11 protein-coding genes and 2 pseudogenes are annotated in these 12,237 nt (G+C 74.7%); 4 read left to right on the plus strand and 9 right to left on the minus strand.

The genetic code is table 11. The features are described from left to right. Positions 1-24: 24 nt before the first annotated feature. The 6 genes from pucL to KCH_RS30605 form a co-directional block, all read right to left on the minus strand. Positions 25-942 carry a factor-independent urate hydroxylase gene (gene pucL, locus KCH_RS30585; RefSeq protein ID WP_035868307.1) on the minus strand — a complete coding sequence of 306 codons (918 nt, stop codon included), beginning with the start codon at positions 940-942 and terminating at the stop codon, positions 25-27. A 54-nt stretch (positions 943-996) separates the two neighbouring features. Beyond that, complete coding sequence (uraH, locus tag KCH_RS45245) at positions 997-1,329, minus strand: hydroxyisourate hydrolase (protein WP_035868310.1); 333 nt, start codon at positions 1,327-1,329, stop codon at positions 997-999. 39 nt (positions 1,330-1,368) lie between these two features. Next, positions 1,369-1,683: a 2-oxo-4-hydroxy-4-carboxy-5-ureidoimidazoline decarboxylase gene (locus KCH_RS45250; protein ID WP_244305716.1), complete on the minus strand. Its 315-nt coding sequence runs from the start codon at positions 1,681-1,683 to the stop codon at positions 1,369-1,371. After that, positions 1,566-1,880 (minus strand): hypothetical protein, encoded by a 315-nt coding sequence (locus tag KCH_RS45255; RefSeq protein ID WP_051653627.1) that lies wholly within the window; start codon positions 1,878-1,880, stop codon positions 1,566-1,568. Before KCH_RS45255 ends, KCH_RS45250 begins: the two co-directional genes overlap by 118 nt. 153 nt (positions 1,881-2,033) lie before the next feature. Next, positions 2,034-2,405, minus strand: a complete 372-nt coding sequence (locus KCH_RS30600; RefSeq protein WP_035868313.1) for a helix-turn-helix domain-containing protein — start codon at positions 2,403-2,405, stop codon at positions 2,034-2,036. Between the two features lie 389 nt (positions 2,406-2,794). After that, positions 2,795-3,322, minus strand: a complete 528-nt coding sequence (locus KCH_RS30605; RefSeq protein ID WP_051653628.1) for a hypothetical protein — start codon at positions 3,320-3,322, stop codon at positions 2,795-2,797. A gap of 139 nt (positions 3,323-3,461) precedes the next feature. On the opposite strand from KCH_RS30605, the pseudogene allB reads away from it, so the two are divergent. The 3 genes and pseudogenes from allB to KCH_RS30620 all read left to right on the plus strand — a co-directional run bounded on the left by allB (position 3,462) and on the right by KCH_RS30620 (position 7,003). After that, a pseudogene (allB, locus tag KCH_RS30610) lies at positions 3,462-4,813 on the plus strand (allantoinase AllB). 11 nt (positions 4,814-4,824) lie between these two features. Then, the gene (alc, locus tag KCH_RS30615; protein ID WP_051653629.1) at positions 4,825-5,973 is read left to right on the plus strand and encodes an allantoicase; all 1,149 of its coding nucleotides are present in this window, start codon (positions 4,825-4,827) and stop codon (positions 5,971-5,973) included. Between the two features lie 244 nt (positions 5,974-6,217). Next, positions 6,218-7,003, plus strand: coding sequence for an IclR family transcriptional regulator (locus KCH_RS30620; protein WP_051653630.1), 786 nt, complete (start codon positions 6,218-6,220; stop codon positions 7,001-7,003). A 292-nt stretch (positions 7,004-7,295) separates the two neighbouring features. Here KCH_RS30620 and KCH_RS47435 read toward each other — a convergent pair. After that, positions 7,296-8,356: pseudogene (locus KCH_RS47435) on the minus strand (helix-turn-helix domain-containing protein). Between the two features lie 301 nt (positions 8,357-8,657). Here KCH_RS47435 and helR point away from each other — a divergent pair. After that, a complete protein-coding gene (gene helR / locus KCH_RS30630) occupies positions 8,658-10,823 on the plus strand; it encodes an RNA polymerase recycling motor ATPase HelR (RefSeq protein ID WP_035868316.1) in 2,166 nt (721 codons plus the stop codon). Positions 10,824-10,845: 22 nt separating this feature from the next. Here the strand turns inward: helR and KCH_RS30635 are convergent, their stop codons facing one another. Further along, positions 10,846-11,586: a hypothetical protein gene (locus tag KCH_RS30635; RefSeq protein WP_035868319.1), complete on the minus strand. Its 741-nt coding sequence runs from the start codon at positions 11,584-11,586 to the stop codon at positions 10,846-10,848. 4 nt (positions 11,587-11,590) lie between these two features. Next, on the minus strand, positions 11,591-12,109 hold the full coding sequence (locus tag KCH_RS30640; protein WP_035868322.1) for a SigE family RNA polymerase sigma factor: 519 nt from the start codon (positions 12,107-12,109) through the stop codon (positions 11,591-11,593). Between the last annotated feature and the right edge of the window lie 128 nt (positions 12,110-12,237).

Consider the following 12,237-nt stretch of genomic DNA (forward strand, 5'->3'; position numbering starts at 1 on the left):
CCAGGGGGCCGAGGTGGCGGAGCGTCAGGAGACGGGGATGACCGGGGTGACGCCCTCGCGGTGCACGGTGCCCTCGATCAGGCCGTACATCCGGTCGGCGGCGTAGTAGACCTCGTTCTCGTTCTTCAGCCCGAACGGCTCCAGGTCCACCAGGAAGTGGTGCTTGTTGGGCAGTTCGAGCCGGACCTCGTCCACCTCGGCCCGGTGGTCCAGCACCCGGGTGCCCATGGCGTGCAGGGTCTGCTGGAGCGAGTACGAGTAGGTCTGCGCGAACGCCTCCAGCAGGTGCCGCCGGACCTCCCGGTAGGAGTGGTTCCAGTCGGGCGCGGCGTCCTCGGCGTCCCGGCCGGCGAAGCCGAACGCCCAACGGGCCGTCACCTGGGTGGCCAGGATCCGGTCGTAGGCCTCCGGCAGGGTGGTGTAGGGGTCCTTGAGGTAGCCCCAGAACTCCGAGTCGGTGGTGTTCATCACCACCAGGTCCTTGAGCCCCGAGACCACCCGGAACCGCCCGCCGTCGTACTCCACCTCGGTGGTGCGCACCTCCTGCCCGTTGCGGACGAAGGAGTGGCCGGTGTCGGCGGTCTCGCCGGGCCGGTCGGACGCGGCCGCGATCCGGTCCCAGGAGTACTCCTCGATCCGGATCCGGGCGCTGTGCACCACGCCCCGTTCGGTGTTCTCGACGAAGTGCCGGGCCAGCAGCATCGCGAAGCCCTCGGCGGACTCGATGCCGTGCCGCTTGGCGAAGGCGTACACGGTGTTCTTGGTGCTGTCGGTGGGCAGGCAGTTGGCGTTCGAGCCGGTCAGGTGGACGTCCTCGAAGTCGCCGCGCAGCGACACCGAGACGTTCAGGTCCTTGAGGTGGTGGCGGTCGGCTTCGCGGTGGACCCGGACGATGCGGTTCTCCGCCTTGCCGTACTGGTTCTGGCCGAGCACGTGCGCCATGAGGTGTCTCCTCAGCTCTCCTCAGCGATGGGCGGCCTGGCGAGCGGGGAGCCGTCAGCTCCCGCGGTAGACCGAGTAGCCGAACGGGTTCAGCAGCAGCGGCACGTGGTAGTGCCGCTGCCCGGGTGCGACCGTGAAGACGATCGACACCTCGGGGAAGAAGGGCTGCTGCCCCGACGCCGCGTGGTACGCCGCGGAGTCGAAGAGCAGGCGGACGACCGCGCCCGCCGTCACGGCCGGCAGGTCGGTGACCCGGCCGTCGGAGTCGGTGGCGGAGGCGCCGAGCAGCTGCCAGCCGTCCCCGGTGTGGACGGCCAGCTCGACCGGGACGCCGGCGGCCGGACGGCCGAGGCTGGTGTCGAGCACGTGCGTGGAGATGCCGGTCATGGGGCCTCGTCCGGGTCGCGGGTGGTGGTTGACGGGGCGTCAGGGCGTGCCGAGCAGGCGGTCGAGCCGGAGCTCGTTGATCCGGCGCAGCTCCTCCCGGACGACGCCCGCCTCGGTGGCGGCGTCGTTCGGCAGCCGCTCGCGCAGCGCGGCCAGCAGCGCGTCCGCGCTGCGGCCGGTCGCGCAGGCCAGGAAGACGTGGCCGAACCGCGCCTCGTACGCGGCGTTGGCCTCGCTCAACTCGCGGAGCACGCCCCGCTCGGCGCCCCGCAGGCCGGACTGCTCGCGCTCGGACGCGGCGTCGCCGGCCCGCGGCGCGCCGAGCGGGGCGTGGCCGGCCAGGGCGTCGTGCAGGTCGGCGGGGAGAGGCCGGCGGTCGCCGCGGCGTTGGCGGCGAGCAGTCCGGTGCGGCCGGACCAGGGGCGGGCGGCCGCGACGGCGTCGGCCCAGGCGGGGCTGGAGCAGATCTCCAGCAGGAGCTCCCGGAGTTCGGTCGGCCCGGTGGCGGCCAGCGCGGCGAGGGCATCGGGGTCGGGGGGTGGCTTGGTCACGGGAGGGGCCTCCTGGGAATCGGTGCCACCCGCACAAGCTAGGGCGGCCGCAACAGGCCGTCAACACTTTGTTGAACTGTTTGCGGCGGCGGACGGGAGCACCGGGGCGCGCGCCCGGCACCGGCTGCGACCCGCCCGGCAGCGCCCGACGCGTCAGGACTTCTCCTGCCGGTTCAGGTAGTTGTACACCGTGAACCGGCTGACACCGAGCGCCGACGCGACGGTCTCCACCCCGTGGCGGACGGTGAACGCCCCGCGTTCCTCCAGCAGGGCGACCACCCGCTGCTTCTCCGTCCGGCCGAGCTCGGCCAGCGGCCGGCCGTCGAACTGCCGGGCCATCTCGGCCAGCAGCAGGTCCAGCGCGCTGCTCAGGTGCGGCAGCCGCACCGCGACGGCGGGCTCGCCCTCCCAGGCCAGCACGACGTCCTCGGCGCGGGCCGCGGCCGGGTCGAGCGCGGTGGCGCCGACCGCCTCCAGCAGCGGCCTCAGGGCGACGGCGAGCGGGTGGTCCGGGGCATCGCTCACTGCGCGCTCCTTCCTGCGGGCCGGCCGGGGGTTCCTGACGGCCCGTCACGGGCGGGGCCTCGCCGTCCGGCAGGACGCTGACCTGGAGCGAGATCCGGTTCGCGCCGGCCGCCAGGGTCTCCCGCAGCAGCCGGGCCACGGCGGCCAGGGCCTGTTCGGCGTCCCCCTCCGCGCTGGTGCCGAACGGGCCGACCGCGACCGCCAGGCCCGCGTCGGCGGCCGCCCGGCGGGCCGCGTCGGCGTGCGCGGGGAAGCCGTCCAGGTCGAACGGCTCGGTCGTGAACTCCACCATCAATCGCACCGGCCCACCCTATCGACCGGTCGGCCGGGCGGAATCCCCGTCGCCGGGTCTGCCCGCGTAGACCTCGGGATTCGCCCTCCCGGGCCGGTCAGCGGGCCCGCACCATGACCGCCAGCCCGGGCGAGAGCTCCGACGGCGGCTGGCTGTTGAACGCCCGGTAGCCCCACGTCTCGTACAGCGCCCGCACCTTGCCGTCCCCCGCGAGCGGGTTGACCATCAGCGTGACGCGGTCCTCGGTGCGGAGGTCGAGGAAGGCGTCGTGGAGCCGGCGGGCGGTGCCCGTCCCGCGCCACGGGGCGCGGACGCCGATCTCGCGGAGCGCCAGCACCGGGCGGTCGGTGAACCCGGCGGGCGGCGGCTCCGCCAGCCGCGTCCAGTACCGGTCGGCGGCGTCGACGGTGTTCCCGTACACGTAGCCGACCGGCAGCTCCCCGTGGTAGCCCAGCAGCAGCCCGAACCCGGGCCCGTCGGCGTGCCGGTCGAGGCGGCCGAGGAAGGCCTCGACGCCGTAGTTCGGCAGGTGGAGCAGCGGGGCCCGGACGTCCGCGTAGACGGCCAGCAGGTCCCGCCGGGCCCGGGCGGTGAGCTCGGTGTGGTGGCGCAGCTCGACGGTCACGCGGGGCTCCTCCGGGAGTGGGGGTGTGGCGGCTCGGCCGGAACCGATTGTCCGTCAAGGACTCGACCCCTCCGGCACATTGACGTTTTGTTGAAGACGGGCCTACGCTCCCAGCACTCTCCCGAGGGTTCGGAGGCCCCTGGTGTCCAACGGCGACGGTGCGGTGATCCGCTCCAGGCGGGTGGTGCTGCCGGAGGGGGAGCGGCCGGCCGACGTCGCGGTGCGCGGCGGGCGGATCGAAGCCGTCGCCGGCTACCGGGAGTTGACGGCGGACAGGGTGACCGACCTCGGGGCGGTCGCGCTGCTGCCCGGGCTGGTCGACACCCACGTGCACGTCAACGAACCGGGGCGGACGGAGTGGGAGGGCTTCGCCTCCGCGACCAGGGCGGCCGCGGCCGGCGGAGTCACCACGATCGTCGACATGCCGCTGAACTCCGTCCCGCCGACCACCACCGTCCGCGGGCTGGCGGTCAAGCGGGCCGCCGCCGACGGGCAGCTGTGGGTGGACACCGGCTTCTGGGGCGGGGCGGTGCCCGGCAACACGGGGGAGCTGGCGGGGCTGCACCGGGCCGGGGTGTTCGGCTTCAAGTCCTTCCTCGCCCCCTCCGGGGTCGCCGAGTTCCCGCACCTCGCCACCCCGCCGAGCTGGCGGCCGCGCTCGCCGAGCAGGCCCGGCTCGGCGCGCTGGCCGTCGTCCACGCCGAGGACCCGGCCGTGCTGGACACCGCCCCGCAGGTGCCCGGCGTCCGCTACCGCGACTTCCTCGCCTCCCGGCCCGACGGCGCCGAGTCGGCCGCCGTCGCCGGACTGCTGGAGTGCGCCCGCCGGACCGGCGCCCGGGTGCACGTCCTGCACGTCTCCTCCGCCGCCGTGCTGCCGCTGCTGCGCCGGGCCCGCGCGGACGGCGTCCGGGTCAGCGCCGAGACCTGCCCGCACTACCTGACGCTGACGGCCGACCAGGTCCCGGACGGCGACACCGCGTTCAAGTGCTGCCCGCCGATCCGCGACACGGCCAACCGGGAACTGCTCTGGCAGGCGCTCGCGGACGGCGAGTTCGCCGCCGTGGTGTCCGACCACTCGCCGTCCACCCCCGACCGGAAGCTGCTCCCGCGGCACGGCGGCAGCGGCGACTTCGCCGCCGCCTGGGGCGGCGTCGCCTCCCTCCAGCTCGGCCTGCCCGCCGTCTGGACCGAGGCCCGCCGGCGCGGCCACACCCTGACGGAGGTGGCCCGCTGGATGTCCGCCGGCCCCGCCGAACTGGTCGGACTGGCCGGCCGCAAGGGCGCCATCGCGCCCGGCCGCGACGCCGACCTGGTGGCCTTCGACCCGGACGCCGAGTTCACCGTCCGCGCCGAACGGCTCCACCACCGCAACCCCGTCACCCCCTACGCGGGCCGCACCCTCACCGGGCAGGTCCGCACCACCTGGCTGCGCGGGCAGGCCGTCGACGTCGACGGCGCCCCGCGCGGACGGCAGCTGGTCCGCGAGTGAGGGAGAGTCAGATGAGCACCGCGCAGCGCACGGACGCACCGTTCACCGAGCTGGTCGACCTGGCCTCCCGGCTGCTCGGCGCCGGGGTGATCGCCACCAACGAGGACACCTTCGCCGACGCCGAGAACCTGCTGGTCGCCGCGCCCGCCCAGTTCCGCCCGCACACCTTCGGGCACAAGGGCCAGATCATGGACGGCTGGGAGTCCCGCCGCCGGCGCGGCGTCAGCGCCGGGCAGCCGCACCCCGACGACGAGGACCACGACTGGGCGATCGTCCGGCTCGGCGCGGCGGGCGTGGTGCGCGGCGTGGTGGTGGACACCGCGCACTTCACCGGCAACCACCCGGAGACGGCGTCCGTACAGGGCGCGTCGGTGCCCGGGCACCCCTCGCCCGAGGAGGTGCTGGCCGCCGAGTGGACCGACCTGGTGCCGCGGACCCCGCTGCGCGGCGACACCGCGCACGCCTTCGCGGTCGCCGACCCCACCCGGTACACGCACGTCCGGCTGAACATCTGGCCGGACGGCGGCGTCGCCCGGCTGCGGGTGCACGGCGAGGTGCTGCCCGACCCGCGGCACCTCGCCGGGCTGACCTTCGACCTGGCCGCGCAGGAGTACGGCGGCGTCGCCGAGGCCGCCTCCGACCGGTACTACTCCTCGCCGCACCACCTGAACGCGCCCGGCCGGCCCGCCGTCATGGGCGACGGCTGGGAGACCCGGCGGCGCCGCGACAAGTCCCACGACTGGGTCCGGATCGCGCTGGCCGCGCACGGCGAGGTGCTGGCCGCCGAGGTGGACACCTCCTGCTTCGTCGCCAACGCGCCCGGCTGGGCCGAACTCGTCGGCCACGACGGGGAGTCGGAGACCGTCCTGCTGCCCCGCACCCGCTTGCAGCCCGACACCCGGCACCACTTCCGCCTCCCGCCGGGCGTGCCCGTCACCCACGTCCGCATCAACGTCTACCCCGACGGCGGCCTCGCCCGCCTCCGCCTCACCGGCCGGCTCACCGAGGCCGGGCGCGACGCGATGGCGCTCCGCTGGTTCAACGCGCTGCCGGCGGCGGAGGCCGGAGCGGTGCTGGCGGCGGCGGGCCTCGCCCCCGCCCCGGCCGGCGGCCGCCCGCTGGGCGACGCGGCCGGCATCCGCGCGCTGTACGGGAGCTGACGGCCGGCCAGGAGGCGGCCACGGCCCGCGGGGGACCCGGTCCGGAAGGACGAGATCGGTGTGCCGGGCTTCGGGAACACCCGGCTGTCGCCGACCGGTCGACCGGCCGGGCGGGTCGGTGCGGGCATATGCCTGTCAAGGGCCCGGGGCCCGGGCGGGCGAATATCCCGGGAGCGGGCGATGGGGAACCGGGACGCTGGTTACGCTGGGAAAAAGGCGGGGTGGAACGGGAGGGGGCCGGGGCATGGGGACGGTGAGCCGGGGGCGGAGCGATCTGCTCGGGTCCGGTGGCGGCGGCGCGGGCCCCTTCGGCGTGCTGCGCCGGGCGCTGCGCCTGCTGGAGGCGGTCGACCGGTATGCCGAGGGCTGCACGCTGGCGGAGCTCTCGCGGGCACTGACCATGCCGGAGGCGGCCGTTCGGCAGCTCGCGGAGGAACTGGAGACCGAGGGCTACCTGATGTGCCTGGACGGGGTGTGGGCGCTCGGCGGGGCGTTCACGCTGCTCGGCGCGCAGCACCGGGAGCCGCTGGTGCGGGCCAGGCTGCACCACCAGCTGGAGGACCTGCGGGACGAACTCGGCGCCGCCGTGTACTTCAGCCGCTACCACGACGGCGAGTTGTCGGTGGAGGCGGTCTGCTCCGGCGAGCACGCCCCGGCGGTGAACGAGTGGGTGGACTTCCGGGCCACCGCGCACGCCTCCGCGATCGGCAAGTGCCTGCTGGCCCAACTCGACCACGCCGCACGGCTGGACCACTTGGCCCGGCACCCGGTGGCCCGGCTCACCTCCCGGACCATCACCGAGACGGACCGCCTCCTTCACCGCCTCGACCGCCAGCCCGCGACCGTCCCCGTGCTGGACCTGCAGGAGTACTCGATGGACACGGTGTGCGCCGCCGTCCCGATAGTGGCCGGCAACACCGTCGGCTGCCTGGCCACCTCGCTGCCCGTCGACCAGGCGTACCGGCTGCGCGAGGCCGCCGAGCTGCTCACCGCGCGGGCCACGCCGCTGATGCTGGCGATGGCGGTCTGACGCACCCGCGGTCCGACGCGCGCTCAAGTCCCCTGTGGGGCCGCCCCGCGTCGACGCGCCCGGAGCACCACGGAACGGCCGCCGTCCGGAAGGCACTTGCCGGACAGCGGAGAACCCGGACAACGGAGAACGGGGGCCGTCGCACCGGATCCGGCGATCCGTGCGACAGCCCCCGCAGGTTCGACGTGTCCCCTCGTCCCCGGACCGGCAAGCGGGATGCCGGTGTCGGAGCAACGTCGAAGGTTCGAGCCCGTCCCCCGGAGTCGGGCTCCCCCGGAGGACCCACGCTAGGTCAGCCGGCCCGGGAGCGGTTTGGCACCGGGTCGACGACCGGTTGGCGAGGCGTCAACTTCAGGGACAGCGACTGCTGGCGGTGGTCGCGCGGGGCGAGGCCGTACGCGGTGCGGAACGCGCGGCTGAAGTCGTCGGGCCGGGGGATGCCGCAGCGGGCGGCGATGGTGCCGATCGGGACGGAGCGCAGCGCCGGGTCGGCCAGGTCCCGGTGGGCCTTCTCCAGGCGCAGGCGGCGGATCCAGGCGGCCACCGTGTCGCCGTCGGTGTGCTGGGCGAACAGCCGGTGCAGGTAGCTGACCGAGATGTGGTGCGCGGCCGCGATCGTGGCCGGGGCCAGCTCCGGGTCGTGCAGGTGGCGGCGGACGAACGCCCGGACCTGCTCGACGGTGGCGCGCTGCCGGGCGGTGTCCGGCAGGTCCGCGTCGTCCTCCAACTCGTCGGCCAGCCAGGCGGCGACCAGCTCCACCGCGATCGGCCCGAGCCGGTCCGCGACCGCCGGGCCGAGCAGCGCCGCCTGCCGGTCCAGGCTGACCAGGAAGTCGGCGAGCACCGCCGCCGGGCCCCGGTCGCCGCGAAGCCCCGGCCGAGCAGCCGGCGCAGCCGGAACGGCGGCGTCGGCAGCAGCGCCACCGGGAAGTCGATGCCGACGCCCTCGATCCGCGGTTCGCCGCCCGCCGGGCCGCGCTCGCCGAGCGCCCGCAGGTCGTACGCGCGGGAGCTGTCCAGCATGGTCAGCTCGCCGGGGCGGAACAGCTGGGTCTGCTCGGTGTCGCGGGACAGCGCCAGCACGCCGTGCTGAACGAACGTCAGGTGGAACACGCCCGGATCGGAGCGCCGCACCCGCGCGTCGGTGCGGCGGAACCGGGCCGACGGGAAGGAGGTGCCGAGGAAGGTCACCGGGCCGAGCTCGGAGCGGCGCAGCTCGGCGGAGAACCGGTCCGCGTCCGGGGTGCTGGCGTCGCAGTCCCTGGTCAGCGCCAGTTGGTCGCGCCAGATCTCGAACCGCTCGTGCGGCCGGAGTTGCTCGAACGGGTCGGCGTTCTCCGTCGCCGTGGTCATGCTGGTGCCCACCTTCCGTTGCCGCTCGGCGACCCGCCGTGTCCGACCCAGCATCGCAGGTCACGGGCGCGGGCCGGACACCGGACCGGCAGCAGCGGAGTGCGGGCGCACCGGCCCGGACAGCAGAAAGGGCAGGGAGTCGATGCTCTCCTGCCGCTATCCAACTTATACCTGACGGGGGGCCTTGCGGCAAGGCCCCCCCGATGCCGCACAATCGCTGATCTGAACCGGGGAACCCGTGCAAACAGCACAAACGGGGCATCGCGCGCGCACCACCCGGCAGGGGATCGGAGTCCAGTACATGACGCAGCAGACGACCAGTTCCTTCGATCTGCCCGAGCGGCTCGCCGCCAAGGCGGACCCGGGCCTGATCGCCGACGACGACCGGCACTTCGCCGCCGTCGCAGCCACCCTCGACCAGGACATCGCCGAACTCACCGCCCGCCTCGACGAGATCCGCCGCAGCCCCGGCGGCGCCGGCCGCGCCGCCATGGACCGCGACAACGAGATCCACCAACTCTCCTCCCGGCTGCGGACCCTGCGCCGCTTCGGCGCCGACCTGTGCCTCGGCCGGATCGTCCACGCCGACGACACCGAACCCGTGTACATCGGCCGCCTCGGCCTTGCCGACGCCGACGGACGCCGCCTGCTGGTCGACTGGCGCTCGCCCGCCGCCGAACCGTTCTTCGCCGCCACCCACGCCAACCCGATGGGCCTGTCCAGCCGCCGCCGCTACCGCTGGCAGCGCGGCCGGATCGGCGACTACTGGGACGAGGTGTTCACCGCCGACGCGCTCGACGGCCACGCCGCGCTCGACGACCAGTCCGCGTTCATCGCCAGCCTCGGCTCCGCCCGCTCCGAGCGGATGCGCGACGTCCTCGCCACCATCCAGGCCGACCAGGACGCCATCATCCGGGCCGGCTCGCGCGGCGCCCTCGTCGTCGACGGCGGACCCGGCACCGGCAAGACCGTCGTCGCCCTGCACCGCACCGCCCACCTGCTGTACTCCGACCCGCGGCTCGGCCACCGCAAGGGCCGGGTGCTGTTCGTCGGCCCCCACCAGCCGTACCTGGCCTACGTCTCCGACGTGCTGCCCAGCCTCGGCGAGGAGGGCGTGCAGACCTGCACGCTGCGCGACCTGCTCCCCGAAGGCGCGGCCGTGGACGCCGAACCCGACCCCGAGGTGGCCCGGCTGAAGGCCGACGCCCGGATCGTCGGCGCGATCGAACGGGCCGTCAAGGTCTACGAGGAGCCGCCCGCCGAGGGCCGCAAGCTCTCCACCGAGTGGTACGAGCTGTGGATCGACCCGGAGGACTGGTCCGAGGCGTTCGCCGCCCCCGGCCCCGGCACCCCGCACAACGAGGCCCGCGAACTGATCCTCGACGAGCTCATCACCATCCTGCTCGACAAGAACGCCGACTCCTTCGACGAGGAGGAGGACGGCATCTCGCCCGAGGTGCTCCGCCGCGAACTGCGCCGCGACCCCGAACTCCTCGGCGCGCTGCGCCGTGCCTGGCCGATCCTCGAACCCACCGACCTGGTCGGCGACCTGTGGACCGTCCCCGCCTACCTGCGGCTGTGCGCGCCCTGGCTGAGCCGCGAGGAGATCCGCACCCTGCAGCGCGCCGAACCCGCCGCCTGGACGCTCTCCGACCTGCCGCTGCTCGACGCCGCGCGGCGCCGGCTGGGCGACACCGACGCGGACCGCCGCCAGCGCGCCCACCGGGCCCGGCTCGCCGCCGAACGGGAGTTGATGGACGGCGTCGTCGACCACCTGCTGACCGCCGACGAGGACGGCGAGGGCGCCGTCGCCATGCTGCGCGGCGCGGACCTGCGCGACGCGCTGATCGACCACTCCGAAGCCGAGCCGGTCTCGCCCGACCTGCTGGCCGGCCCGTTCGCGCACATCGTGGTCGACGAGGCGCAGGAACTCACCGACGCCGAATGGCAGATGCTGATCGCCCGCTGCCCGTCGCGGTCCTTCACCATCGTCGGCGACCGCGCCCAGGCCCGGCACGGCTTCACCGAGTCCTGGACCGAACGCCTGGAGCGGGCCGGCCTGGACCGCATCACCCTCACCTCACTGAGCGTCAACTACCGCACGCCCGAAGAGGTCATGGCCGAGGCCGAACCCGTCATCCGGGCCGCCCTCCCCGACGCCAACGTCCCCACCTCGATCCGCCGCAGCGGCCTCCCCGTCCTGCACGGCGCCCCCGCCCTCCGCGACCCGCTGCTCGAACAGTGGCTCGCCGAACACCCCGAGGGCACCGCCTGCGTGATCGGCGACCCGACCTACCTCGGCCACCCCCGGGTCCGCTCCCTCACCCCCGAACTCGTCAAGGGCCTCGAATTCGACCTGGTCGTCCTGGTCGACCCCGAGTCCTTCGGCGACGGCATCGAGGGCGCGGTCGACCGCTACGTCGCCATGACCCGCGCCACCGGCCAACTCGCCATCCTGCGCCCCTGACCCACCCCGGCCCGGGGCGGGCTCACCGGGGGATGAGGGCCTCGACGGTGGCCAGCGGGACGGCGCGGATACCGCCGACCACGGCCCTGGTGTAGGAGTCGCTGCCAGGGACCTCCCAGAGGGGGCCGCTGAACGGAGTGCCGACCACGTCCGGTGCGAGCCAGCATTCCCCGGAGCTGAGCACCAACTGATCGGCGACGAGGGGGGTGGCCCGGATGAAGGCACCGATCCGCCCCTGGACGTCCGCCCGGACGTCGACGATGCCGAAAAGGCTTCCGTCCGGGGCCAGGAGCATCCCGGTGTCCATGTCGACGGGCAGGCCGGGCGGCTTCGGGGGGGTGAAGACCCAGGCACGGGCGCCGGGCGCGACGGCCGGGCCGGCGAGCGTGTGGACATCCCTCAGTTCCAGTTGGCTGTAGGGGAAGCCCGGAAGGGCGGGAACGGCCAGGGTGCCCTTCGCGGTGATGATCGAGGCGCCGCGGTTCCGGGCATCCGCGAGGATCCGTGCCATCGGGTCGCTCGCACAGCCGGCGGCGCCGGCGAAGGCGGTCGGCGCCGCCGGGGAAGGGCGGGCCTCGACGGCTCGGTCGGTGGGGGCGAGGTTCGCGGCGAGCAGGGTGACGGCGACCGCCGAAGCGGCGGTGCCGAGGACGAGCGTGCGCTTCACGGTGCGGCGCCGGCGCTTGGACCGCAGGGCAGTGAGGACCGCTTCCGGGTCGGGCGTGTGCGCGGTCAGCGTGTCGGTGAGGTCGTTGACGTCCACGGCTTCAGCCTTCCTGGTGCGACGGGTGCGACGGGTGCGAGGAGTCGGACGGGCCTGCGGGCAGCCGGAGGACCGCACGGGCCTGGGAGAGGTGGGAGCGCACGGTGGCGGGAGCGCAGCCGAGCACCTGGGCGATCTGCCGGTCGTCCTGGTCGAGCAGGTAGTGCAGGACGACCACGGCCCGTTGGCGGGGCGTCAGTTGGGCGAGCAGCCGCTCGACCTCGTCCCGTCGCAGCACCGCCTCGCTGCCGTCCGCGGCGGCCCGGTCCAGGACGCCGGTGTCCGCCGTGGGGGTGGTGCGTCGCCGGCCGGCCTTGCGCCGGTCGGACAGGAAGGTGTTGACCACGACCTGGCGGACGTACGCGGCCGGGTGCTCCAGCGAGGAGATCCTGCGCCAGCGCGGGACGACGGCGAGGAGCGCGTCGGACAGCACGTCCTCGGCCAGGTGCGGATCGCCGGTGAGCGCGCCGGTGAACCGGCTGAGCCCGGGGAGCTCAGCGGCGAGGAATTCGTCGAGCGTCACGGTCTGTCGCCTTCTGTCGTGCCCGAGGGTCTGACGTCCTGTCAGGAGGAGAACGTCACGACCCCGCCCGCGTGTGCAGCGGACGGGGTCGGACGTTCGAAAGCTTCGCCAGGAAGGGCGCGGCCCGG

It is taken from the genome of Kitasatospora cheerisanensis KCTC 2395 (genome assembly GCF_000696185.1).
GTDB lineage: Bacteria > Actinomycetota > Actinomycetes > Streptomycetales > Streptomycetaceae > Kitasatospora > Kitasatospora cheerisanensis.

What these genes read in the sequence shown, in the direction of transcription:
- pucL (WP_035868307.1), bottom strand. Translation starts at nt 942, where the DNA reads ATGGCGCACGTGCTCGGCCAGAACCAGTACGGCAAGGCGGAGAACCGC.
- uraH (WP_035868310.1), bottom strand. Translation starts at nt 1,329, where the DNA reads ATGACCGGCATCTCCACGCACGTGCTCGACACCAGCCTCGGCCGTCCG.
- alc (WP_051653629.1), top strand. Translation starts at nt 4,825, where the DNA reads ATGAGCACCGCGCAGCGCACGGACGCACCGTTCACCGAGCTGGTCGAC.
- KCH_RS30620 (WP_051653630.1), top strand. Translation starts at nt 6,218, where the DNA reads ATGGGGACGGTGAGCCGGGGGCGGAGCGATCTGCTCGGGTCCGGTGGC.
- helR (WP_035868316.1), top strand. Translation starts at nt 8,658, where the DNA reads ATGACGCAGCAGACGACCAGTTCCTTCGATCTGCCCGAGCGGCTCGCC.